The sequence below is a fragment of the Gallibacterium genomosp. 1 genome (assembly GCF_000771875.1).
Classification (GTDB): Bacteria; Pseudomonadota; Gammaproteobacteria; order Enterobacterales; family Pasteurellaceae; genus Gallibacterium.
On sequence record NZ_JPXX01000029.1, the window covers coordinates 1 to 25,932 of the forward strand.

At 35.7% G+C, this 25,932-nt stretch carries 15 protein-coding genes and 1 pseudogene; 15 read left to right on the forward strand and 1 reads right to left on the reverse strand.

Annotated features, from left to right (window positions below; translation table 11 throughout):
- The 11 genes from JP36_RS09690 to JP36_RS09740 all read left to right on the forward strand — a co-directional run.
- On the forward strand, nucleotides 1-391 hold a 391-nt coding region (locus tag JP36_RS09690; protein WP_039174217.1), incomplete at its 5' end, for a transaldolase family protein.
- Between the two features lie 141 nt (nucleotides 392-532).
- A complete protein-coding gene (locus JP36_RS09695) occupies nucleotides 533-931 on the forward strand; it encodes a hypothetical protein (protein ID WP_039174219.1) in 399 nt (132 codons plus the stop codon).
- Nucleotides 932-1,658: 727 nt separating this feature from the next.
- Nucleotides 1,659-1,928 carry a hypothetical protein gene (locus JP36_RS09700; protein ID WP_039174221.1) on the forward strand — a complete coding sequence of 90 codons (270 nt, stop codon included), beginning with the start codon at nucleotides 1,659-1,661 and terminating at the stop codon, nucleotides 1,926-1,928.
- Nucleotides 1,929-2,161: 233 nt separating this feature from the next.
- On the forward strand, nucleotides 2,162-2,782 hold the full coding sequence (locus JP36_RS09705; protein ID WP_039174223.1) for a hypothetical protein: 621 nt from the start codon (nucleotides 2,162-2,164) through the stop codon (nucleotides 2,780-2,782).
- A gap of 18 nt (nucleotides 2,783-2,800) precedes the next feature.
- Entirely contained in the window at nucleotides 2,801-4,279 is a 1,479-nt protein-coding gene (locus tag JP36_RS09710; protein ID WP_039174225.1) for a hypothetical protein, read from the forward strand.
- Nucleotides 4,280-4,745: 466 nt separating this feature from the next.
- A complete protein-coding gene (locus JP36_RS09715) occupies nucleotides 4,746-5,345 on the forward strand; it encodes a hypothetical protein (RefSeq protein WP_013746706.1) in 600 nt (199 codons plus the stop codon).
- Between the two features lie 37 nt (nucleotides 5,346-5,382).
- Entirely contained in the window at nucleotides 5,383-6,933 is a 1,551-nt protein-coding gene (locus JP36_RS09720) for a hypothetical protein (RefSeq protein ID WP_039174227.1), read from the forward strand.
- A gap of 222 nt (nucleotides 6,934-7,155) precedes the next feature.
- Nucleotides 7,156-7,779 carry a hypothetical protein gene (locus tag JP36_RS09725; RefSeq protein ID WP_021461214.1) on the forward strand — a complete coding sequence of 208 codons (624 nt, stop codon included), beginning with the start codon at nucleotides 7,156-7,158 and terminating at the stop codon, nucleotides 7,777-7,779.
- 12 nt (nucleotides 7,780-7,791) lie between these two features.
- On the forward strand, nucleotides 7,792-14,595 hold the full coding sequence (locus tag JP36_RS11880; RefSeq protein ID WP_267881934.1) for a S8 family serine peptidase: 6,804 nt from the start codon (nucleotides 7,792-7,794) through the stop codon (nucleotides 14,593-14,595).
- 78 nt (nucleotides 14,596-14,673) lie between these two features.
- Nucleotides 14,674-16,785 (forward strand): type I secretion system permease/ATPase, encoded by a 2,112-nt coding sequence (locus JP36_RS09735; RefSeq protein ID WP_039174229.1) that lies wholly within the window; start codon nucleotides 14,674-14,676, stop codon nucleotides 16,783-16,785.
- A gap of 9 nt (nucleotides 16,786-16,794) precedes the next feature.
- Nucleotides 16,795-18,222: an HlyD family type I secretion periplasmic adaptor subunit gene (locus JP36_RS09740; RefSeq protein WP_039174231.1), complete on the forward strand. Its 1,428-nt coding sequence runs from the start codon at nucleotides 16,795-16,797 to the stop codon at nucleotides 18,220-18,222.
- Between the two features lie 112 nt (nucleotides 18,223-18,334).
- On the opposite strand, the pseudogene JP36_RS11835 reads toward JP36_RS09740, so the two are convergent.
- Nucleotides 18,335-18,530: pseudogene (locus JP36_RS11835) on the reverse strand (transposase); the annotation flags it as partial.
- Nucleotides 18,531-18,638: 108 nt separating this feature from the next.
- On the opposite strand from JP36_RS11835, the gene lptD reads away from it, so the two are divergent.
- The 4 genes from lptD to waaF all read left to right on the forward strand — a co-directional run bounded on the left by lptD (nucleotide 18,639) and on the right by waaF (nucleotide 25,915).
- The gene (lptD, locus tag JP36_RS09745; protein ID WP_039174233.1) at nucleotides 18,639-20,969 is read left to right on the forward strand and encodes an LPS assembly protein LptD; all 2,331 of its coding nucleotides are present in this window, start codon (nucleotides 18,639-18,641) and stop codon (nucleotides 20,967-20,969) included.
- Nucleotides 20,970-21,188: 219 nt separating this feature from the next.
- Nucleotides 21,189-23,795: a bifunctional aconitate hydratase 2/2-methylisocitrate dehydratase gene (acnB, locus tag JP36_RS09750; protein ID WP_039174235.1), complete on the forward strand. Its 2,607-nt coding sequence runs from the start codon at nucleotides 21,189-21,191 to the stop codon at nucleotides 23,793-23,795.
- Nucleotides 23,796-23,941: 146 nt separating this feature from the next.
- Nucleotides 23,942-24,868 carry an ADP-glyceromanno-heptose 6-epimerase gene (gene rfaD / locus JP36_RS09755; RefSeq protein WP_039174237.1) on the forward strand — a complete coding sequence of 309 codons (927 nt, stop codon included), beginning with the start codon at nucleotides 23,942-23,944 and terminating at the stop codon, nucleotides 24,866-24,868.
- A gap of 9 nt (nucleotides 24,869-24,877) precedes the next feature.
- Nucleotides 24,878-25,915, forward strand: a complete 1,038-nt coding sequence (gene waaF, locus JP36_RS09760; RefSeq protein ID WP_039174239.1) for a lipopolysaccharide heptosyltransferase II — start codon at nucleotides 24,878-24,880, stop codon at nucleotides 25,913-25,915.
- Nucleotides 25,916-25,932: the final 17 nt, after the last annotated feature.

Sequence of the window (25,932 nt, forward strand, 5' to 3'; positions counted from 1 at the left end):
GAACAGTGATAAGAAAGCATTTGTGCCGAGTGAAGATCCTGGTGTAATTTCAGTAACAAAAATTTATAACTATTACAAACAGTATGGCTATAAAACCGTAGTAATGGGAGCAAGTTTCCGCAATATCGGAGAAATTACTGAATTGGCAGGTTGCGATCGTTTAACTATTTCGCCGGCGTTATTGAAAGAGTTGCAGGAAAGCGAAGCGGAATTGCCACGTAAATTGGATTATAAGGGTGATGTATTGCCTCGACCAGCCGCGATGACAGAAAGCGAGTTTTACTGGCAACATAATATGGATGCGATGGCAGTTGAGAAGTTGGCGGAAGGTATTCGTAAATTTGCAGCAGATATTGAAAAATTGGAAGCGATGTTGGCAGCAAAACTTTAATTGTCGATGTTTGTTAGGCGGAAATCCCAAATTCTGTATAAACATCCATTTCACAAATTTAATGGTGATCGTTTAGGCGATCACCAAAATCAATCACAAAATATTACCCCGCCTTAGATGGTTACCGCGTCTCCAATTATAATGAATCTTCCGATCCCCCTTTCCGTATACCGAAATAATCCTAATGCGAATTCGCTTTCCAATTTGCCGTATCGTTCCACAGAAATTAACCGTAACAGTGGCTGGGCAAGTCGCCGTTTATCAATTGACCCGTTAGTGTTGGATTTAAACGGGGATGGTGTTCGTTTGAGTCGTTACAGCGAAAACAGCATTTTGTTTGATATTGACAATGACGGCGGCTCATTGGAACAGACCGGTTGGTTTAGTGCAACGGATGGCGTATTGGTACGTGATTTAAACAACAACGGCAAAATTGATAATATCGCGGAAATGTTTTCTGAATATTATGGCGGAAAAGCAGGTAGTCAAGGCGAAAGCGGCGAAAAACGATATATGAATGGTTTTGAAGCTTTGCAGTAAAAATTATAACTTCTCTCTTAAAAATCCCTCTTTTAATACCAATAAAATATAAAAATATTGCTATATAGTAATATGGTTTTATATAAAAATATTTATATAAATCATATAGATATTTTTAATGATTTTCTAAGTTAAATAGGTTAAATGAATTTTTATAAATTGTGACAAAAGTTACATAAAAAGTGTTGGTTGGTGTTTGATTTTTGTACTTTGATTGTGTTCTAATTTTATTAGAGGTTTAATTGTAGTAAGTAATATAGTTCCGATATTAAATAATAGTATGCCAGCAGAGGAATTTAGTAGTCTTTATACGATATTTTTTATATCGACGATTTTGTTAATTTTATTATATTATTTTTTTAAAATTATTTGTTTTTTATTAGGAAGATAGTTTTTTCTATATTTTTATAGTAGGATTTTCTTGTGTTTAATATTTATTTTTACAGTAGGTGAAGACGTAGATAAGGATTTATTCTGCTATTTTTCTGAAGAAAAAAATTAGCATTGCTAAAAAAATTTTTTTAAATTGCTATATGAGAATGTCAATAGAATTTATTTTAAATCTAAATATTGTGATAATGTTGTTATTTCGTGTGGTGGTTGGATTTTTGATAAAGTACATATTAATAATTTAGATAATTTATATAGTAGGTATTACGACTTATATCATGACTATTATATATTGTTTCCAAAGGAGCAAGATAGAGATTCATATTATGCGAGAGTGATGTACCCTGATTTTTTACAAAAATACTTAAATGCCAAGTTATTTACTGGGGAAGAAGTTAATTTGGAAAATAAATCTGTGATGCTTATATATGAAGGCGCTTTCTTTTTTATTAAAGATCTGAAAGTTGAAGGAAATAAATTAATATATTATTACATTTATCATAGTGGTGAAGGGCAGGGACGTGATAAAGATGACTATTTTAAATTTAAAGATTCAAAATTAGGAAGTAAAAAATATTTTATTGATATGTGTGGTAATTTACATTAGTTTGATGTTTTGTTAATAGTGTTTTTCATAATAAAAGGAATGAAACAAAATTTGGTGTAGGATTGGTGGGAGCTATAAGATAGAGGAAAATTTCTCCAACCTATCTAAATTTAGATTATTTATTCTAATTTTTGATAATTGTTATAATATATATTTATTTTTCATATTCATTTTTGTACTTTTTATTAAGTATACTTAAAAATTAAGCAGATATGCCTTGTGTGAGGTAAGAAATGTGCCGTTGGTTAATAAAGAAAGTAAGTAAAAAATATAAAGATATTTATAACGTCTTTGCTTCTCGCTCTAAGTCTGAAAAACATTGTTGTGTCGCTAATCATATTTGTTGTGTTGTACTTATAATAGTATTACTGCTTATTAATTATGATAGGATTATTGCTGAAATCACGACACCAATCCGTTGTTCAATGGCAGGCGATACAGTGAAGGTGCTTATGCCAGTAGAGGAATGGCAAAAACAACGAGGGATTGAGAAGTTAAAGCCAATTAAAGATGTAGATGAATCTATGCAGTTATTTACATTAGTCTATAACTTAACCCCTCTTGAGAAAAAACGAATCACTCAGACGCTGAAAATAAATCATAGAGTATATGAACTTAACAGTATAAACCTACAAACAAAGATAGCGACTTATTTTAGTACACAGAATTATTTGAATATCTTCATTACACATCATTTTCTTATGTATGATTTGGAATTAAAAAGACCAATTATGACAGCAGAAGACATCAGAGGACAATATTGGACTTTAATGGGACCAGGTTCTAGCTGGGTAGAATGCAGTAAAGATAATTCACAGAAATTATCAATGAAAGCTTATCAATATAATTTTTAGATAATATAGGGATCGCCAATGAATGAGCATGAAATACAACGAGATAAAGCTTTATTAAGTGCAGCGGCATATACTGATTTCTTTGATAAAAGTGGGCAGAAAATAGATTTTATGGATAAAAATCTCCTTTCTGACTTTCAAGAAAAGAGTAAGTTTGAATCAGATGATATTAAATACTTTACTACCAATTTTGAAGTTATCCATCAACAATTAGAAACTCCAAGAGGTTTCTCAGCAGCTTTGATTAAGGATAAACGCACTGGTCAATTAACTTTAGCGATTCGTGGAACCCAAGAGCCAATTGATTTTGTTCAAGATATAAATTTAGTAAATAGCGGCCTTGCTGTAGATCAACTAGTGGATGCGACTAATTATCTGTCCAAATTGATGACTCCAATAGGACAAAAATATCATCATTTGCAGGTAAAATATAGAATGATGGGATATCAAGGAGTCATGCTCTCATCAGATAAATATTTAATAACTGTTGCACGAGATGAAAATGGCTTAGGTCTAATTTCAGGGAATGTCGATCTTTCGGGACATAGTTTGGCTCATTCTATTGGCATATCATTATCAACAATTTTTACAAACATAGGTACAGTTAGTGGGTTTAATGGAGCCGGTGCAAGGTTATCTGAAAATTCAAAAATACTTAAAAAAATAGCGTTACTTTCTGGACAACAGTTTGATTTAGATAGAGGTGTTGCTAAAGCAACAAACTATGTAGGAGAAGGTCCAAGAATAATAGCTGGAAGCTTAGTTTATCCTCAAAATGGTCAAATGGTTGTTCTAAAAACAGGAAGTAGTGCTCATGGTATAAGGACTATATTGGATTATTTTGAGTATAGAAATTTATATACCTCTAAAGTGGGTTCAGTTACTGTAAATAATGCTTTTGAATTAATGAAAAACACAGATCTTAACCGTAAAAGTATTATTGATAGCGGTAAAGATATTGCCTTCTCATCAAATGCTTTATCTTTTGTTACGGATCGTGAAGCATTAAATGCAGATGCAAAACGAGATGGTAGTGTAGCGAATACCTTAAATACTGCACGTTATTATGCAGCATTAGATGGTTTCCGTGTTTCTAACTATAACGAATCCGCCGATCCGTTGTCAGCTTATCTAAATAAGACCGGTGGTGGTGGAACGGCACTTCAAAATGTAGCAATTCGGGTGAATAGTGCCAGTGGTTGGGCGAGTAAGCGTTTACCGATTGATCCATTGGTTATTGATTTAAATGGCGATGGTATTAAATTAACGCGTTATACAGATACTCCAATACTATTTGATATTGACAATGACGGCGGCTCATTGGAACAGACGGGTTGGTTTAGTGCAACGGATGGCGTGTTAGTACGTGATTTAAACAACAACGGTAAAATTGATAATATCGCAGAAATGTTTTCTGAATATTATGGCGGAAAGGCAGGTAGCCAAGGCGAAAGCGGCGAAAAACGATATATGAATGGTTTTGAAGCTTTGCAGTAAAAATTATACTTCTCTCTTAAAAATCCCTCTTTTAATACCAATAAAATATAAAAATATTGCTATATAGTAATATGGTTTTATATAAAAATATTTATATAAATCATATAGATATAATTTATAATCTTACAAGTTAAAAATGTTAAATAAATTTTTATAAATTGTGACGAAAGTCACATAAAAAGTGTTGGTTGGTGGTTGATTTCTGTTCTTTTAATGTTTATATTTTAAGTTATATATAATATTTTTTGGAAATGCAGATTATATGAAGGGGGATATTGTTTCTTAAATGTTTAGAAATAGAGTCTTGATATTCTTTTTTGTTTTTATTTTTATATTTTTAATAATTTTTTTTAAAATTTTTTTTATTGAATTTCATAGGAAAATAGAGGAGGAAAAAGGAACTATTAATCTAATAGGTATCTGTGAAAAGACAGGAACTAACTTATATTTAACTCTAGGGAAGGAGATGTTTTATGAATTAGTAAAACGTAATTTTATTGACTATTTAAGAAATGATATTAAAGAGCATTCTGAAAAGCATTATAAGATATGTGAAAAAGAAAAATGTGGAATGTATTATTTGGAGGAAAATAATAAAAATATTGATAGATTTATTGATGATTTCAAAATTCTATTTGTAAGTGATGGCATTACTAGTGAAGATTATCAAGGTAAATATGTTGATATTGTTAATAATCCTAGAAAAATATTAATAGAAGAAATGGGGATGAGAAAGTTAAATGTAAAAGAAAATATAACAAAAAATAGTGGTTTTTTTTATGTGCAATATTTTTATGGTGGAACAGTTTTTTTGATAAACAGAGATGTAAATAATAATTTTTTCTCGTTTTTAGAATTACAAGATAGAAGAAATAGTGTCACATATGGTGAGTTAGAAGGTTATCGTTTATCGTATGAGGAAGAAAGAAAAAAAGGAATAGGTAATTTTTATATCCGTTTGTCAGGAGCTCATTTTGATACTCAGGGTTTCTATACAACGCTTAGGCATCCATCAAGTTTATCTAAGTTTAATGATTTAATTCCAATAACTAATTGTGGATATTAAGAATTTATTTTTTAATAAATATTAGGGGGAATATAATATGGCATATGAGCATGATGAAAGAAGTAAGAGAACTTATTGGGTAGAAAAAGTCTCTTTATTAGATAACCAAAAAGCTTTATTACAAGCTAGCCATCTTTATACATTTGGTACTACAAAAGTGGATAAAAATAAATTAAATGAACGTACTCATCAAGAAGATGTAATAATGAAAGTTTCAACTCAAGAGGTGTATCAATTAACAAAAGGAATTATTGATCCTGCTAGTATCAGAATGTTTAGATTATTTGCTCAAGGAATAAAATCTAATGGAGAATTAATTACAGCAAGGGATTTAGAACAATTTGAATCAAAAAATGGTAAAGTTGAATTAAATCATCAAGATTTTATTAAGTTAGTATATGGAGAAAAATATATTGATAGGAAAGAGTTGATTGAGCCAGAAAGAGGATTTAATTTTTATGATTTTAATGATATTCCTTCAGCAATACCGTTTGTTTTAGGTTCAAGTTCTCTTTCATTCGATACTAAAAAAATCAGGTATGAATTTATTAATGGAAAACCCTCGAGAATTAATCATTATCAACCTATATTAAAACCTGATAATTTTGATAATGATACATCATCTCAATTTGCTGACTTAGCAAATAAATATATTTTTAGTATAATTGATCCTAATAAACAGGGAAAACGTTTTGGAATAGAATTTGAGAATGACATGTCAGAGACAACATTATCAGTGACTCAATTAAAAAATTCTATGGAAGTTGAATTGGGACGAGGTAATGCTATGTTATTTGGTGTTTGGACTCAACCGAAAAGATGGGAGTTAGCAAGTGCAAAAGTAGATGCTCGCCCTTCATTTTCATTTCCAGGTATGGTTAATGCGATAAGAGATTTTACTACAATGCGTTTTTCTTCTGATTTTGCATATTCATTGATGTCATCAACGTATCAACCAAAAACTTCTTTTCCAGTGTTGAACGCCTTCGAACTTACAAAGCGAGGCGCATATGATACTGGTTATTTAGATCAAAATAACTTAGATAGAGCCTTTGGCAGCCGAACGTTGGATTTTATTACTGATCGTGAAGCATTAAATGCGGATGCCAAGCGAAATGGTAAAACAGACAACACCTTCAATGTTTCAAAATATTACCCCGCCTTAGATGGTTACCGCGTCTCCAATTATAATGAATCTTCCGATCCCCTTTCCGTATACCGAAATAATCCTAATGCGAATTCGCTTTCCAACTTGCCGTATCGTTCCACAGAAATTAACCGTAACAGTGGCTGGGCAAGTCGCCGTTTATCAATTGACCCGTTAGTATTGGATTTAAACGGGGATGGTGTTCGTTTGAGTCGTTATAGCGAAAACAGCATTTTGTTTGATATTGACAATGACGGCGGCTCATTGGAACAGACCGGTTGGTTTAGTGCAACGGATGGTGTGTTGGTACGTGATTTAAACAACAACGGCAAAATTGATAACATCGCGGAAATGTTTTCTGAATATTATGGCGGAAAAGCAGGTAGCCAAGGTGAAAGCGGCGAAAAACGATATATTAATGGTTTTGAAGCGTTGCAGTAAAAATTATACTTTTCTCTTAAAAAATCCCTCTTTTAATACCAATAAAATATAAAAATATATATTAATCATATAGATATGATTAACAACTTTCTAAATTAAACATGTTAAATAAATTTTTATAAATTATGACGGAAGTCACATAAAAAGTATTGGCTGGAGGTTGATTTTTGTGCTGATACTATGTTTAAATCAAAAAAGATTATTTAATTATTTATTTTTCATATGAGTGCAGAAGAAAAGAAAATTGAAACAAGAGAAGAAGATAACTGGGATCATTGTTGCTCAAGATGTTTTTTTATCATTCTTATCCTTTTTCTTATTGTTTTTCATCAATGGATTATTGCAGAAGTTACAACCCCAATTCGTTGTAAAATGCTAGGGGATGAGGGAGTAAAAATTTATATTACTCTTGAAGAATGGCAAAAGTTAAGAGGGATTAAACATTTGAAGCCACCAGAAAGTGTTGAAGAATATAATAAAGCTGTTGAAGACAATATAATTGTAAGTTATTCTGATTTAGATGAAAGTGTCAAGAGTAGATATATAGAAAAAATAGAATTTGATAACAAAGAATATTTAATATCTACTGTAAATACAAAAACAAAATTGGTGTCCTATAGGTTATATGAGGATTTTTATGATTTATATACTGAATATTATATTGTATATGATTCTGTTTTAGAACAGGTTATTGGGCGTTCTATAGATGTATCAGCTAGGTTTTATTTGATTCGAGGTTTAGGAATATATAATGATTATAATTGCTACTCTTCCTTTCGTGGAAAAAGAAAAGAAAGTAGCAATGAAATAAAATTACGTCTAATTATAGACAAGTACAATTTTTAAAGGAGAGTTAATATGAGTAATGATGCTTTGTTATCTTCGGTTTCATATGTTAATTTCTTTTTAGAAAATGGGAAAAAAAGAGATGAAAAATTAATAAAAACAGATTTAATGCCCGAAAAAGGAAGTTCTTTAAGTGAAGCAGATATTAATTACTTCTTTAATAATTATGAGATTATTCATCAACAACTTGAAACAGCTAGCGGTTTTTCAGGGATGATTGTGAGAGATAAGAAAACAAACGAAACAATCGTGGTATTTAGAGGCACTCAAGAATATGAAAAAGATATTCCGGCAGATATAGCATTAATGAAATATGGCTTACCTCACGAGCAATTTATTGATGCAAAAAATTATATTAGTTTTGCGACTACAGCGAAGAATAAACAATATAATCATTTAAAATTTGATTATCCTGATGAGTGGATACCATCAAGTGATGATGGTTCTACAGGTTTTGTATCTGCAAATCAACTGGCAGAAAAAGTGTCTGTTGATAAAAAACTCAATGGTGGTGGGCTGATTAATGGAGAATTTAGAATAGTTGGGCATAGTTTAGGCAAGCCACTTAGTGATGCGGTTCACTACACAACAAATAGTTCTCTTTCTTCAACAGGAATTAATGGGGCAGGGCTAAAATTAAATAATAATATTGCGTTTTTAGAAAAAGTAGCGACACTCACTGGAAATAAATTAGATTTAAGTACAGAACATGTTATTAATTATATTGGACAAGGTCCACGATTAGTAACAAATCCATTATTTTTAGATCAATTGGGCAAAATAGTTATTTTAGAAACAGATATTAATTATTCGAATCCTTTGTTTTTACCATTAATGGGGAGAATATCAACAGCACTAGAAGATCATGGTGCGAATTCTTTAATTAAGGCTATGTATAGGGTGCAAAATTCATCGACTTCTAGTGTCGTCAACAACGCTTTCGAACTTACAAAGAGAGGCACATATGATACTGGTTATTTAGATCAAAATAACTTAGATAGAGCCTTTGGCAGCCGAACGTTGGATTTTATTACTGATCGTGAAGCATTAAATGCAGATGCCAAGCGAAATGGTAAAACAGACAACACCTTCAATGTTTCAAAATATTACCCCGCCTTAGATGGTTACCGCATCTCTAATTATAATGAATCTTCCGACCCCCTTTCCGTATACCGAAATAATCCTAATGCGAATTCACTTTCCAATTTGCCGTATCGTTCCACAGAAATTAACCGCAACAGTGGCTGGGCAAGTCGCCGTTTATCAATTGACCCGTTAGTATTGGATTTAAATGGAGATGGTGTTCGTTTGAGTCGTTACAGTGAAAACAGCATTTTGTTTGATATTGATAATGACGGCGGCTCATTGGAACAGACCGGTTGGTTTAGTGCAACGGATGGTGTGTTGGTACGTGATTTAAACAATAACGGTAAAATTGATAATATCGCAGAAATGTTTTCTGAATATTATGGCGGAAAAGCAGGTAGCCAAGGCGAAAGCGGCGAAAAACGATATATGAATGGTTTTGAAGCGTTGCGTACATTAGATAGTAATAAAGATGGTATTTTTGATAGCAAAGATAACGACTTCAGTAAAGTGCGTGTTTGGCAAGATAAAAACCAGAATGGCATCACAGATAGTGGTGAATTACAAACCTTGAGTGCATTGGGCATCAGCCAAATTTCCTTATCATATCAACATAAAGGTGGCGAATTTTTTCAAGGTAATGAATTGTTGGCACAGGGTAATTTTACTCTCAATGGTAAACGTTTAGTGGCAGCATCAGTCAATTTTTTAGCAAATCCACGAGGGCATAACATCAGTGACGGTCAAGGCGGCAAAGTAACCTACTCAGAGGAAGATGAACGCATTGCCGCAGCAAAAAGTTTTACCGCAACTAGCAATGAAAGTCGTACATTAGAAGCGGAAAAGTTAGGCGTACAACATATTGAAGCCGGTGGTGGTAACGATAACTTAGTGGGTGATGCACAAAATAACTGGTTGGTCGGTGGCGGCGGTAGCGATACTTTTTTTGCCGGTGCAGGTGATGATGTGTTGATCATTGATGGCGACGACAAGGCAGAAAATATTCACGGCGGCGATGGTAACGATATTGTGCAAGTAGTCGGCAATAAAGGTGTGAGTCTTGATTTAGGTGCAGCGGAAATTGAAGTGGCGAATGGTGGACGTGGCGATGACTTCTTCTATTCCAGTGGCAACAGTTCGGTGTTTGTACGAGGCGGCGATGGCAATGATATGTTGTTGGGTAGTATTGCCAATGATGCCTTGGCAGGCGAAAACGGTGATGATTTTATTTCCGGTAATGCCGGTGATGATGTGTTGCGTGGTCATCGCGGCAACGATGTGCTGTTCGGAGATAGAGGTAACGACTTGATTTATGGTGGTTCGGATGATGATAAGTTGTATGGTGGTGCAGGAGATGATGCTTTAGTTGGTGATAGTGGTGATGACTTCATAGATGGTGGAAGTGGAGATGATACCGCAGAATTTTCAGGTAAGTTTGAAGAATATGAGATCACTAAATTAGAAGGTGGTATCTTAATTAAAGATAAGGTTCAAGGGCGTGATGGTTCAGATTTCTTAATTAATGTTGAAAAAGCCGCCTTTACAGATATTAAAGATTATATACTTCCATCTGCTGAGCATAATTTAGGTGGAATTGATAATGCTGTACCAGTTATGGATATTATTGCAGTTGATAAAAATGGTCAAAGTTTAGATGGAAAACGCAGTTTTATCATTACTCAAGCACAATTATTAGCAAATGATATTGATCTTCAGGGTGATACTTTAATTGTTGCTGAAGCGTTTGATGTTCGTGGTGGTACATTGAGTGTGACAGAAAACTTAGATATTCAATTTACACCGGATCCAACTTATCAAGGTGTTGCCGGCTTTAAATATCACTTGATGGATAACAAAAAGCTATCCGGTATTATTGTGGGAGGTAAAGAACGTTTTGCGCAAGTTTATTTTAAGACGCCAGATCTACCGACCGATCCTCTCTTCTATGAGCAATACTATTTACAAGAATCTAAAGTAATTGGAGCCTGGGAGCATTACACAGGTCAAGGTATAAAAATTGGTCAGTTTGAGCCAAGTGGTCCATTCTCGGTCGCTGAAGAGGTGGCTGATTATCGTAACCCAGAATTACGTGCAAATATTGATAAAAATTGGCGCTATGGATATGAATTTGCTACACGTGAGGAAGATAAACTCTTTAGTAAACATGCTACGGAGGTGGCAAGTGTAATGGTAGGGGCACGCAATGGCGAAGACGGTGTTGGGGTTGCTTATAATGCGACATTAGCTAGCTATTGGGTGGGTGTAGATACGAGAAGTTTAGCAAAAATGAAAGACTATGATGTGGTTAATCATAGTTGGGGGAGTAAAGAGAATTTTGTTAAGCAGCTCCAAAACGAAAAAGATCAGACTATTGCAGATAAATGGTTAACGGATAATTATCGTGCGGCACTAATACAAGGGCGGAACGGTCTAGGTACTGTCATTGTTAATTCAGCAGGTAATGAACGGATGCAGGGTGGCAACGCTAACTACTCTTACTTAACTTCCTCTCCATATACTGTTGTAGTTGGTGCAGCACAGTTAGATGATAATCATAAGACAGTGATTGCACCTTATTCCAATGCGGGTGCTAGTGTATTAGTTTCCGCACATGGTTCTCATGTTGTAACCACATCTCGTCGTTTAATTAATGCAAATGGTGGCACATTAGGCTCAGAGTCAGCTTCGGTGAATGGTACAAGTTATTCTGCGCCAATTGTGACGGGTATTATTGCTTTGATGTTGGAAGCAAATCCAAACTTAGGTTATCGAGATGTACAAGAAATTTTATCGTTGACTGCAACAAGTGAAAATGTCTTGGCCGGTGATTGGCAATGGAATGGTGATAGTACATGGAATAATGGTGGTCGCCATATTAGTCATGACTTCGGTTATGGGATAGTTGATGCCAAAGCCGCAGTACGGTTAGCGGAAAATTGGCATATGCAATCGACGTATGATAATCAAACACGTTTAGAACATATTTATCGTTCCGGTAAATTAGATCAACAAATTGATGATAATGGTGGTCGTCAGTTCTCTGTTACGGTAAATAGTTCAACACTCCGTGTTGAAAATGTGAGTGTAACAGTCAATTTAACTCACTCACGTGCCAGTGATGTCGCATTGAAATTAATTTCTCCGTCAGGTACAGAATCTTTACTGTTAAATGAAGCGGGTAAATCAAAAGATAATCCAGAAGGTGATAAAACATTTAATGGTAGCCAAACACTCCAATATACCTTTAATACTGCTTTATTAAGAGGTGAAAGCGTTGTGGGTGAATGGAAGCTCCAAGTATTCGACACAACAACAGGTGAAACAGGAACATTACATGATTGGAGTTTAAGCTTTGAGGGCTTTGCTAATAATGCTAATGATACATATGTTTATACCGACGAATATAGATACCTAAGTGAAACACGTAGTTCATTACAAGATACTGATGGTGGTTTCGATATCGTTAATGTTGCTGCAATGAGTGGCAATATGTTCGTTGATTTGAATATGGGCTTCGGAAATTTAAATGGTAGTTTCCTCTTTATGAATGAAAGTCAGATCGAAGGGGTAATTAGTGGTGATGGTAATGATCATTTAGTTGGAAATGCATTAGATAATCTACTCATTGGTGGTCGAGGCGACGATCAATTAGAAGGTGCTGCAGGAAATGATACATTATATGGTGCCCAAGGTAATGATACTTTAACCGGTGGAGATGGCTTTGATACCTTTGTTGTAAATAAAAATGCGAATACAACAGACACGATTACCGACTTTAAAGTGGGAGTTGATCGCTTAATTTTAGCGGAGTTCCCTAATCTTAAACGTCTTGATTTACGACAAGAAGGGCAAGATACCATATTGTCTTTAGGTAATAATCAATATGTACGCTTTACGAATTTACAGGCAAGTAGTTTAAGCCTAAATAATGTCGTTATTCTCGCAGAAAAATATAATACATTATATATGGAAAAATATAATGGATATGGTTTTGCAAATGATACGTCAGAAACTGCATTACCGGATGTTGGCGTAGCTTATTGGGGTACAGCTGGCGATAATCGAATTTTTGGCGGTGAAGGTGCAGATACTTTATATGGCGGTATGGGTAATGATCTATTAGTTGGTGAACATCAAAGTAATGGTCAAACAGGTGGAAATGATCTCTTATATGGTAATGAGGGCAATGATCACATCTTAGGTGGCGGTGGTCATGATATTCTTGAGGGCGGTGATGGCGACGATATCTTAGAAGGGGGAACCGGTAATGATACATTACACGGCGGTGCTGGATTGGATTGCCTTTCTGGTGGCGATGGTAATGATGTTATTTATTTAGAAGGTGATGATGCTGCTAGTGGTCATCAAAATAAGTATTATGCAACAAATCAAACTTTAACGGGTGTTGAGATTAATAAAGCATTAGTGATTGGTGGTAGCGGTTCAGATCGTTTTGTTGTCGTAAAAGATGATTCACCTGGTGTTGGAAAAGGATTGCTGAAAAATTTAATTATTGATTTTGATGTGAATGATCCAAATGAAAAAATTGATTTATCACAATATGATATAGGATTACTCAAAATTGAAATGCAAGAATTTGTAATTGATGGTGGATATATCACAAGGGTTTGGCTAGGTAAACCAAGTGAAAATACACAATACATTAGTTTGTATAATGTCCGTATTAGTCAATTAAAACAAAGTCACTTTATTGAGCCGGCAACAGTTGCCCCATTACCACGACTACAAGAAATCTTTAATGGAGGTAGAGGTAATGATACTTTACAAGGTAATGCGCTTGGTAATTATTTTGATGGCAAAACGGGAGCTGATACGATGATCGGCTTGGAAGGTGATGATGTTTATATAATCGATAATAATGGTGATAAAGTTATCGAAGCGAATGAATCCGGCTATGATATTGTCAAGTCTACAATTTCATATCGTCTTGCAGACAATGTTGAAGAGTTGCAATTGCTTGGCAGCGGTGCAATTAATGGTACGGGAAATTGCTTAAATAATCGTATTGTTGGTAATAGTGGTAACAATGTTTTAGATGGTGGTTTAGGTGATGATATTTTAATTGGTGGTGAAGGTAATGATATTTACTTAGTTGATTCTACCTTAGATACCGTTATTGAGAAATTTAATCAAGGTGTAGATCTTGTTCGTAGCAGTGTGTCTTTCACGCTATCGGACAATATCGAAAATCTTGAGTTAATAGGAGATCAACACATTGCTGGAAATGGAAATAGTGTTAATAACAAACTGCTGGGTAACCAAGGGCATAATCGCCTGATGGGATATGCCGGTAATGATACACTCCAAGGGCGACAAGGAAATGATATTTTATTTGGTGGTCAAGGAAATGATACCTATGTATTTGCTCGTGGTGACGGCATTGATGTGATTATGGAAGAACAAGGTAATGATACTTTACGTTTTACTGAAGTTAATCCTGATCAATTATGGTTTAGTCGTTCTGAAAATGACCTAATTATTGGTGTTATTGGTACACAAGATAATGTCATTGTAAACGACTTTTATAATCCGCAGTTAGAGCACAAAATAGAAAATATTGTGGCAGGTAATAAACAATTAAGTTACGCACAAGTGGATAATTTAGTAAATGCAATGTCCAATTTTGCTGTTCCAAGTGCTGGGCAAATCAATTTACCTCAGAATTACCAAGAACAATTGACTCCAGTATTAGCGGCAAACTGGCGTTAAAATCTCTATGAGCAAAAGAGGTAACATAATCATTATGTTACCTCTTTTTTTGAAATAAGAATATAAAGAGGAAGTTTAATGGATAATGCCTTATCTGCTTTAGTTATCTTGGCTCGTTATCATGGAATTGCCGTCAATGCGGACGATATTACTCATCAATTTGATCCCGATAATACAGGATTAGATTTAACTCGTTGGCAGTTAGCTGCACGATCATTAGGATTACAAGTTAAAGCATTAAATAAATCAGTTGATAGATTAGGATATATGCATTTACCCGTTCTCGTTTGGGACGAAAATGAAAGACAACATTTTATTTTAGCGAAAATAGATAAACAGCAAGATAAATATCTTATTCATGATTTAACAAAAGGCGAGCCTTGTGTGCTGACAGCGGAAAAATTTAGTGAACGTTATACAGGGAAAATTATTGCACTAACTTCACGCGCCTCTGTGTTAGGAGCATTAGCCAAATTTGATTTTACTTGGTTTATTCCGGCTATTATTAAATATCGCAAGATTTTCAGCGAGGTTATTGTTGTCTCTTTGGTGATACAGATTATTGCACTCATTACACCTTTATTTTTTCAGGTTGTGATGGACAAAGTTTTAGTACATCAAGGTTTTAGTACCCTTAATGTTATTTCGATAGCTTTATGTATTGTGGTTATCTTCGAAATTCTCTTAGGTGGAATGAGAACCTATATTTTTGCACATACAACAAGCAGAATCGATGTTGAACTAGGAGCAAAATTATTTCGACATTTACTAGCTTTGCCGCTTGCATACTTTGAATCCAGACGAGTGGGAGATACGGTCGCTCGAGTAAAAGAGTTAGAACAAATACGACAATTTTTGACTGGGCAGGCATTAACGTCAGTGCTTGATCTTTGTTTTTCAATCGTGTTTTTAACTGTTATGTGGTTCTATAGTCATTGGCTTACGTTAGTCGTGCTGATTTCATTGCCTTGTTATATTTTATGGTCAATTCTGATTACGCCCATTTTACGTAAACGATTGGATGAAAAGTTTGCACGAAATGCAGATAATCAGTCTTTTTTAGTTGAATCAGTAACCGCAATGAATACTGTTAAATCTATGGCTATATCACCACAGATGATTAACCATTGGGATAAGCAGCTTGCGAGTTATGTCACGGCAGGATTTAGAGTAACAAAAATTGCTACAATTGGACAACAAGGTGTACAACTGATCCAAAAATTAGTGATGGTGATTAATTTATGGTTAGGTGCTCATTTAGTTATTAGTGGTGATTTAAGTATTGGCCAGTTAATTGCGTTTAATATGCTTGCCGGGCAAGTAACTACGCCTGTCATTCGGTTAGCTCAATTGTGGCAAGATTTTCAACAAGTGGGTATTTCTGTAGAGCGACTAGGGGATATTTTAAATACACCAACTGAAAATCCAAAAAGTAAAATTGCTTTACCTTCTATTCGAGGGGATATTGAATTTCAACAAATACATTTTAAATACCGTCCAGAGGGTAATGAAATTTTATCTGATGTTTCTTTCTCCATTAAAGCGGGACAAGTCATTGGGATTGTGGGGAGATCTGGATCTGGAAAAAGCACAATAGCAAGATTAATTCAGCGGTTATATCTTCCTACTCATGGTCAAATCTTAATTGATAAACAAGATATTTCTCTTGTTTCACCAGATTGGTTACGCCGTCAAATTGGAGTGGTATTACAGGAAAATGTGTTATTAAATCGTAGTATTCGTGACAATATTGCTATTGCACAACCAGGTATTGCCATTGAACAAGTCATTAAGGCAGCTAAATTAGCTGGAGCTGATGAGTTTATTTCCACTCTACCACAAGGATACGATACGATTATTGGTGAGCAAGGTGCTGGTCTTTCAGGCGGACAGCGGCAACGAATTGCGATAGCAAGAGCACTTATTACTAATCCACGGATCCTAATTTTTGATGAAGCAACTAGTGCATTGGATTATGAGTCAGAACGTATTTTGATGAAAAATATGAAAGCCATTTGCCATGGTAGAACAGTCATCATTATTGCACACAGATTGTCCACTGTCAGAGATGCGGATGCGATTTTTGTTATGGAGAAGGGTAAATTAATTGAAAGAGGTAGTCATGATGAACTACTGGCTCAAGATAAAAGTTTTTATCACTATTTAAATCAACTTCAAACGAGGCAGTAGGGTTATACTATGAATGTAAAATGCCAAGCTTTTAAGGACTTTTTAGTACGTTATTGTCAGCAATTTAGAGCAGTTTGGAAAATACGTCGCCAGTTAGATAATGTTGAACGTACAGAGGATGAATATCAATTTTTACCTGCTCACTTAGAACTTATTGAAAAGCCTGTCTCAGCATTACCTCGTTGGATTGCTCGATTAATTATACTGTTAACGATTATTGCTGTTATTTGGGCAATATTAGGAAAAGTAGAGATTGTTGCATCTGCGATGGGTAAGTTAACTTATACCGGTAAAAGCAAAGTTATCCAGTCTGTTGAAACAGCCATTGTAAAAGGTATTTTTGTTAAAGATGGACAAAAAGTCACTCAAGGACAAAAACTATTATCGCTCACTACCTTAGGTGTAGAGGCTGATTTTGAAAAAACAAAAAAAGCATTAAAAGATGCGAGGTTAGCCGTAGCTAGAAATGAAGCGTTGTTAGAGGCTATGGCGACGAAAAAATCGCCAACATTAATTTTACCTAATGGGTTAAATACGACAGACGTTGATGTGGTAAATGCGCAAAATTTAATTGAGGAACAATTTAACACGTATATTAAGCAACGCGAACAGGCGGAATCATTATTGAAACAACGTGAGGCTGAGCGAGAGACGGCATTATATCAAGTTGAAAAATATCAAGGATTAGAAAAAATTGAAGCAATACGCTTAAATGACTTAAAAAGTCTGTATGAAAAATCAGCTTTATCCAAACATAGTTTTTTTGAACAAGAAACGAAAGTTATTGAAATTAGAAATGAACTAAGATCACAACAAAATAAACTAGTTGAAATTGAAGCTAGTATTAAGCACGCTAGAGATGCTTATGATCTTTTATTATTTTCCTTTCGCCGAGATATGCAGGATGCGCTAAGACAAGCGCGAGAACAAGTTGAACAACTGGTTTTTGAAGAGCAAAAATTGGCTCAACGTCAAAGTACGACATCAATTAATGCACCTGTTACGGGAACAGTACAACAATTGAATGTACATACTATTGGGGGTGTGGTGACAGATGCACAAAACTTAATGGTTATTGTACCTGAGGAAGATAAATTGGAAGTAACGGCATCAATAAGCAATAGTGATATTGGATTTATCGAAGTTGGACAACCAGTTACCATAAAAATAGAGGCTTTTCCATATTCAAGATATGGCTATATTACAGGAACAGTACGATCAGTGAGTTTTGATGCTATTGAGGATAAAGATCTTGGATTAGTTTTTTCAAGCATTATTAGTATTAATCAAGATTATTTAATTATTGAAGGTAAAAAGATCCCTTTAAGTGCCGGGATGCGCGTCACAGCAGAAATTAAAACGGGTAAGCGTCGAGTAATTAGTTATTTATTAAGCCCACTACAGGAAACTCTGAGCGAAAGTATGAGAGAAAGATAATGAGTAAAAAAAGAGAGCCAATAGAGCCTATCCCCAATTCTGTGTAAACATCCATTTCACAATTTTAATGGTGAAGGCGATCACTAAAATCGACCATAAAACGATTCATTGACTATTTCCAGTTCCGAAACGGCATTGTCCATTTTTTCGATGCTTCTTTCATCACTAGCTATATCACTTTAAACACTGAATCGCCCGTTGGGAATACATCGCATTTTAATCACACGTCGAATTACGCTATTAAGCGATTCCACGGCATTAGTTGTATAAGTCGCTTTGCGAATATAAACTGGATAATCAAAATCTGTCTTTTTACCCATTTTTAGATAAATGCAGATTAAGTTTTTATGTTCTATGCGGATTTAGGCTATAATGCCTCCTTATTTAAACAGCATTAGTAAAAGATAATTGAACAGATGAAAAAATATTACTCACTTTTATCCCTATCTATTATGGCGGCACTTTACAGTCAACAAAGCTTTGCCGATTTAACAGCGCAATGCTTATTAGGCGTGCCTCGTTTTACCGGTGAGGTGGTGAAAACTGATCCGAATCAGTTGCCGGTTTATATTGACGCAGACAGTGCTGAAATTAATCAGCCCCAAAATGCGTTGTATCAAGGGAATGTTCAGGTAGAGCAGGGAAATCGCAAATTGAATGCGGACTCCGTTTTTGTTGAACAAAAAGGTGAGAAGGATAATCTTCAGCGTTATGCCTATATCAATGGTAATTTAAATTATCAGGATAACTTGGTACACGTTTTAGGTGAAAAAGCGAATATTCATCTCAATTCAAAAGATGCTGATATCTATCAATCTGATTATCAGTTTGTTAATCGTCAAGGTAGAGGAACTGCAGAAAAAGCGGAATTAAGGCAAGATTATCGCTTATTGAAGAATGCTACTTTTACTTCTTGCTTGCCGAATAATAACTCTTGGAAATTACGCGCCTCCGAGATGAAACAGCATATTAAAGAGGAGTATGCTGATTTATGGAATGCTGTTTTTTATGTAAAAGATATTCCGGTTTTCTATTTCCCTTATGTGCAGTTTCCAATCGGTGATCGCCGCCGTAGCGGATTATTGATGCCGGAGATGGGTTCGTCCGGTAATGACGGTTATTTTTACGCACAACCGATCTATCTTAACATTGCGCCTAATTATGATATGACAGTGACACCAAAATATATGAGTCGTCGTGGTTGGCAGATGTTGGGTGAAGCACGTTATCTTAATGTTCTAGGTTCAGGTGTACTGGCAGGTGAGTATATTAAAGATGATCGTTATAAAGATTATAAACTGGATGATCCTCGCTATTTACTTTATTGGCGTAACAGTGGCTCATTGTGGGATAGTTGGCGTTTTAATGTAAATTATACTAAAGTGAGCGATAAACAATATTTTAATGATTTTTCTTCTCCTTATGGTAGCAGTACTGACGGTTATGCAACACAGAGTTTTGCGTTAAGTTATTACAAACCGAACTATAATTTAACCGTTTCAGCAACACAATTTCAAGTGTTTGATACTTTAACTGGTGCAGGCCCATACAGAACTTTGCCGCAGATTGATTTTAACTATTACCGTGATTCTTTATGGAATGATCGTTTAGATTTTTCACTTTTTGCGCAAGCGGTACAATTTAAAAATGACAGTGAAAGAATGCCTTCTGCGTGGCGTTTTCACGCTGAGCCAGCGTTGTCAATGCCATTGGCAAATCGTTATGGTAGCTTGAATTTAGAAACAAAATTATATGCAACTCACTACCGTCAAAAAGAAGGGAATGCTGATAATGCATATAAAATAGAACATTCAGTAAATCGAGTAATTCCTCAATTTAAAGCAGAATTGGCAACTGTATTGGCAAGCGATCAATCTTTATTTGAAGGATATACACAAACACTTGAACCTAAAGTGCAATATTTATACCGACCATATCGTGATCAAAACAATATTGGAACTGATGAATTCGGTTATGATTCCGTGTTATTACAGCAAGATTATTTCTCTTTATTCCGTGATCGTCGTTATAGTGGTTTAGACCGCATTGCTTCTGCCAATCAGATTACGGTTGGTGGTACAACGCGTTGGTTTGACAAAAATGCGGACGAACGTTTTAACCTTTCACTTGGACAAATTTTCTATTTAATGCCATCAAAAATTGATAGCGATCCGGAACATCGTACTCAACGTTCCTCCTCTTCTTGGGCACTAGATACTAACTGGAAAATTAGCGATCAATGGAATTGGAAGGGTAGTTATCAATATGATACTTTATTGAAACAGACTTCATTGATGAACACTGCGTTGGAGTATCGTTCGTCCGGTGAAAATTTGATCCAATTGAGTTATCGTTATGCCAGCAAAGAGTATATTGATCAAAATTTAGTAGGTGCGAATTCTTATGGACAAAGTATTCGTCAGGTTGGAATGGCGGCAGCGTGGCAGCTTAATGATAATTGGGCAATGGTTGGACATATCTATCAGGATGTGGAATTAAATAAACCGGTTGAACAGTACTTAGGTGTAGAATATAGTACTTGTTGCTGGAAAGTAAATGTCGGAGCAAGACGTTATTTAACAGCATCACCTGATGGTAAATATTCGTCGTTAGAGGATACATATTACAATCACTCTTTCGGTGTTAATTTTGAAATTTCCGGACTAGGAAATCGTCACGGTAGCAATGTTAGTAAAATGTTGAATACTGGCATTATTCCATATTCCGATCCATTTAGCTTAAAATAGCTGAAAGTCTTTTCTCATTTTATTGCTGTAAAGTCGAGCAATGTATTGTTCGGCTTTATTTTTTAGATAAATAAAAAATTTTGCGAGCTAGATCAAATATCCGATAATCTACCTTTTGACATTCTTTCATCATAGGTCTATATTAACAAACAATTAACATTAGGCATTTTAATAATCAAATATTACTTCTACGCTACTATTAATAATTAAGGATGGACTATGGCTAATTTCCTAGAAGATTATCAAAAACACGTTGAACAACGTAAAGCAGCTGGTGTTGTTCCTCTTCCTCTTAATGCCGAACAAACTGCACAATTGATCGAATTATTGAAAGCACCGGCAGGGCAGAATACTGAATATTTAATGGATCTTTTTGAAAATCGTATTCCGGCAGGGGTAGATGAAGCGGCATATGTGAAAGCATCATTCTTATCCGCAGTGGTTGCCGGAGATGTCAGTTCTCCATTAATCAGCAAACAGCGCGCGCTTGAATTGTTGGGCACAATGCAAGGCGGTTATAACATTGAGCCGTTAGTGAAAGCGTTGGATAATCCGGAGTTAGCGCCGTTGGCGGTGAAAGCACTCTCTCACACATTATTAATGTTTGATAGTTTCCACGATGTAGCGGATCGTGCTAAAGCCGGCAATGAGTTCGCAAAACAGGTATTACAATCTTGGGCGAATGCCGAATGGTTCTTATCTCGTCCTAAATTAGCGGATAAAATTACTGTTACTGTGTTTAAAGTAACTGGTGAAACCAACACTGATGACCTTTCTCCGGCACAGGATGCTTGGTCAAGACCGGATATTCCATTACATGCAAAAGCAATGTTGAAAAACAGCCGTGACGGTATTACACCAGATAAGGATGGAGAAGTTGGTCCAATTACTCAAATCAACAAATTAAAAGAAAAAGGTTTCCCTCTTGCTTATGTTGGTGATGTGGTTGGAACAGGGTCTTCTCGTAAATCAGCAACCAACTCGGTGCTTTGGTATATGGGAGAAGATATTCCATTTATTCCTAATAAACGTGCTGGTGGTGTCGTATTAGGTGGAAAAATCGCACCAATTTTTTTCAATACGCTGGAAGATGCAGGAGCATTGCCAATTGAAGTAGATGTAACCTCATTAAATATGGGGGATGTTATCGATATTTATCCTTATGAAGGAAAAATTTGTCGACATAACAGCGATGAAGTATTGGCAACGTTTACATTAAAAACTCAAGTGTTATTGGATGAAGTGCGTGCCGGCGGTCGTATTCCATTAATTATTGGTCGTGGATTAACCCATAAAGCAAGACAGGAATTAGATCTTGGAGAAAGCGATGTGTTCATTAAACCTCAAGCTGTGGCAACCAGTAATAAAGGCTTTACTTTGGCACAAAAATTAGTCGGTCGTGCTTGTGGTGTAGAAGGTGTTCGTCCGGGACAATATTGTGAACCTCGTATGACTTCTGTCGGTTCTCAAGACACTACCGGTCCGATGACTCGTGATGAATTGAAAGATTTAGCCTGCTTAGGTTTCTCAGCAGATTTGGTAATGCAATCATTCTGCCATACTGCGGCTTATCCAAAACCGGTTGATGTTAACACTCACCATACATTGCCTGATTTCATTATGAATCGTGGAGGAGTTTCACTTCGTCCGGGTGATGGTATTATCCACTCTTGGTTAAACCGAATGTTATTGCCGGATACTGTAGGTACAGGCGGTGACTCACACACTCGTTTTCCAATAGGCATTTCATTTCCAGCCGGTTCAGGTCTTGTTGCATTTGCCGCTGCAACCGGAGTTATGCCGTTAGATATGCCTGAATCCGTATTGGTGCGCTTTACTGGCACAATGCAACCGGGAATCACATTACGAGATCTTGTTCACGCCATTCCGTATTATGCAATCCAACAAGGTCTATTAACGGTTGAGAAGAAAGGTAAGATAAATATCTTCTCTGGTCGTATTTTAGAGATCGAAGGTTTGGAAAATCTCAAAATTGAACAAGCATTTGAGCTTTCAGACGCATCAGCCGAACGTTCTGCGGCAGCCTGTACCATTAAATTGAATAAAGAGCCGATTATTGAATATTTAAATTCAAATATCACTTTATTGAAATGGATGATTGCGGAAGGATATGGGGATGCTCGTACATTAGAACGTCGTATTAAAAATATGCAAGCTTGGTTGGCAGATCCTCAACTATTACAAGCAGATCCAGATGCAGAATATGCAGCGGTGATTGAAATCAATATGGATGAAATTAAAGAGCCAATCCTTTGCGCACCGAATGATCCGGATGATGCTCGTAAACTTTCTGAAGTACAAAGTGATAAAATTGATGAAGTCTTTATCGGATCTTGTATGACTAATATCGGACATTTCCGTGCGGCAGGTAAGCTATTGAATAAATTTGCTGACGTGATCCCAACCCGTTTATGGATTGCTCCACCAACAAAAATGGATGCTGCATTATTAACTGAAGAGGGATATTACAGTATCTTTGGTAAGAGTGGTGCAAGAACAGAAATGCCGGGCTGTTCATTATGTATGGGAAATCAGGCACGTGTTGCTCCGAAATCAACTGTTGTTTCAACTTCGACCCGTAACTTCCCGAACCGTTTAGGTCAAGGTGCAAATGTTTATCTTGCCTCTGCGGAATTAGCGGCGGTTGCTGCATTGTTGGGTAAATTACCAACTCCGGAAGAGTATTTAAGCTATGCGGCTGATTTACAAGCAGATAAAGATGATACTTATCGTTATATGAATTTTGATAAGATCAATGCTTATGTGAAGAAAGCGGATGAAGTGATATTTCAAACTGCGGTTTGATTATTTAGGTAAAAATTAAGTTTACTTTTTCTTATTAATCTCCGAACTTTTCCCATCGCGTTTATCGTGATGGGATTTTTTTGTTTTTTCAGCTTGTTAAATCTATTAAAATAGCTTTCAAATTATTTCACAAGTAAGGAAGAATTATGATTATTGTAACAGGTGGGGCAGGTTTCATTGGGAGTAATATTGTGAAAGCTCTCAATGACTTAGGTAGAAAAGATATTTTAGTAGTTGATAATTTAACTGATGGTACTAAATTTGCTAATTTGGCAGATTTGGATATTGCGGATTATTGTGATAAAGAGGATTTTATTGCTTCTATTATTGCTGGTGATGATCTAGGTGAAATTGATGCTATTTTCCACGAAGGTGCTTGTTCGTCTACTACAGAATGGAATGGCAAATATATGATGCAAAATAACTATGAATATTCAAAAGAGTTATTGCATTATTGTTTAGATCGCCGTATTCCTTTTCTTTATGCTTCTTCCGCTGCAACTTATGGTGATCGTTTGGAATTTATTGAAGAACGTCAATATGAACATCCGCTTAATGTTTATGGTTATTCTAAATTCTTGTTCGATCAATATGTGCGTCGGATTTTGCCACAGGCAGAATCTCCGGTTTGTGGTTTCCGCTATTTTAATGTGTATGGGCCGCGCGAAAATCACAAAGGCACAATGGCAAGTGTGGCGTTTCACTTAAATAACCAAATTTTGGATGGTGAAAATCCGAAGTTATTTGAAGGCAGTGAACATTTCCGTCGCGATTTTGTTTACGTTGGCGATGTAGCAGCAGTAAATATTTGGTGTTGGCAACATAAGGTATCAGGCATTTTTAATTGCGGTACTGGCAATGCGGAAAGTTTTGCGGAAGTCGCTAAAGCGGTGATTAAATATCACGGTCAAGGTCAAGTTCAAACTATCCCATTCCCAGAACATTTAAAGAGCCGTTATCAGGAGTATACTCAAGCTGACCTAACCAAATTACGTGCTACTGGTTATGATAAACCATTTAAGACCGTTGCTGAAGGGGTAGCAGAATATATGGTGTGGTTGAATAAAAAATAATTGGGAAATATGAGAATTCTTGTAATAGGCCCATCTTGGGTCGGCGATATGATGATGTCGCATAGCTTATACCAATCGTTAAAGAAACAACACCCCGAATGTGTAATTGATGTGTTGGCACCAAATTGGTGTCGCGCATTACTTTCACGAATGCCGGAAGTCCGTAAAGCGATTGCGATGCCGATTGGTCATGGTGAGTTTGATTTAAAACAGCGTTATCAAATTGGGAAATCATTACGTGGGCAGTATGATTTAGCGATTGTGTTGCCTAACTCTTTCAAATCCGCATTAATTCCGTTATTTGCAAAGATTCCAGTTCGTCGCGGTTGGAAAGGGGAGAGTCGCTATTTTGTATTGAATGATCTGCGGAGTAATAAGCAGGCGTATCCGTTAATGGTGCAACGGTATGTTACTCTGGCTTATGAGCAGGGGGCTATTCCGTTAGCAAAAGATCTTTCTTTTCCTTATCCGTATTTGCAAATAGAACCAGAACAGGTTGCGGCAACATTGACTCAGTTCTCAGAAAAATTTGCTCTTGACCCTAGACGAAAAATAATTGGGTTTTGTCCTGGTGCTGAGTTCGGACCGGCAAAGCGGTGGCCTCATTATCATTATGCCAATTTAGCTAAGTTATTGATTAATAAGGGCTACCAGATATTGTTGTTTGGTTCAGCAAAAGATCATTCTGTCGGAGAGGAGATCCGTCAAAGTTTAACAAAGGAAGATCGAGCTTTCTGCATTAATATTGCAGGAGAAACTTCGTTACCTCAAGCAATAGATTTATTGGCAAGTTGTGATGGTGTTGTGAGCAATGATTCAGGTTTAATGCATATTGCTGCAGCTTTAAAGCGACCGTTGGTTGCAGTTTATGGACCAACCAGTCCGGAATATACGCCACCATTGTCTGAGCGTGTCAAGGTGATTCGTTTGATTAGTGGCGGATTGATCAAAGTTCGTAAAAGCAAAGATAGTCAAGAGGGCTATCATCAATCTCTTATTGATATTCAACCACAATTAGTATTAGAAGAGTTAGAAAAATTACTTTAATACTTATCTTATAAATA

Excerpts from the sequence above, each read along its gene's own strand:
- JP36_RS09695 (WP_039174219.1), top strand. The coding sequence starts at position 533 with ATGAATCTTCCGATCCCCCTTTCCGTATACCGAAATAATCCTAATGCG.
- JP36_RS09700 (WP_039174221.1), top strand. The coding sequence starts at position 1,659 with ATGTACCCTGATTTTTTACAAAAATACTTAAATGCCAAGTTATTTACT.
- JP36_RS09705 (WP_039174223.1), top strand. The coding sequence starts at position 2,162 with ATGTGCCGTTGGTTAATAAAGAAAGTAAGTAAAAAATATAAAGATATT.
- JP36_RS09710 (WP_039174225.1), top strand. The coding sequence starts at position 2,801 with ATGAATGAGCATGAAATACAACGAGATAAAGCTTTATTAAGTGCAGCG.
- JP36_RS09715 (WP_013746706.1), top strand. The coding sequence starts at position 4,746 with ATGTTTTATGAATTAGTAAAACGTAATTTTATTGACTATTTAAGAAAT.
- JP36_RS09720 (WP_039174227.1), top strand. The coding sequence starts at position 5,383 with ATGGCATATGAGCATGATGAAAGAAGTAAGAGAACTTATTGGGTAGAA.
- JP36_RS09725 (WP_021461214.1), top strand. The coding sequence starts at position 7,156 with ATGAGTGCAGAAGAAAAGAAAATTGAAACAAGAGAAGAAGATAACTGG.
- JP36_RS11880 (WP_267881934.1), top strand. The coding sequence starts at position 7,792 with ATGAGTAATGATGCTTTGTTATCTTCGGTTTCATATGTTAATTTCTTT.
- JP36_RS09735 (WP_039174229.1), top strand. The coding sequence starts at position 14,674 with ATGGATAATGCCTTATCTGCTTTAGTTATCTTGGCTCGTTATCATGGA.
- JP36_RS09740 (WP_039174231.1), top strand. The coding sequence starts at position 16,795 with ATGAATGTAAAATGCCAAGCTTTTAAGGACTTTTTAGTACGTTATTGT.
- lptD (WP_039174233.1), top strand. The coding sequence starts at position 18,639 with ATGAAAAAATATTACTCACTTTTATCCCTATCTATTATGGCGGCACTT.
- acnB (WP_039174235.1), top strand. The coding sequence starts at position 21,189 with ATGGCTAATTTCCTAGAAGATTATCAAAAACACGTTGAACAACGTAAA.
- rfaD (WP_039174237.1), top strand. The coding sequence starts at position 23,942 with ATGATTATTGTAACAGGTGGGGCAGGTTTCATTGGGAGTAATATTGTG.
- waaF (WP_039174239.1), top strand. The coding sequence starts at position 24,878 with ATGAGAATTCTTGTAATAGGCCCATCTTGGGTCGGCGATATGATGATG.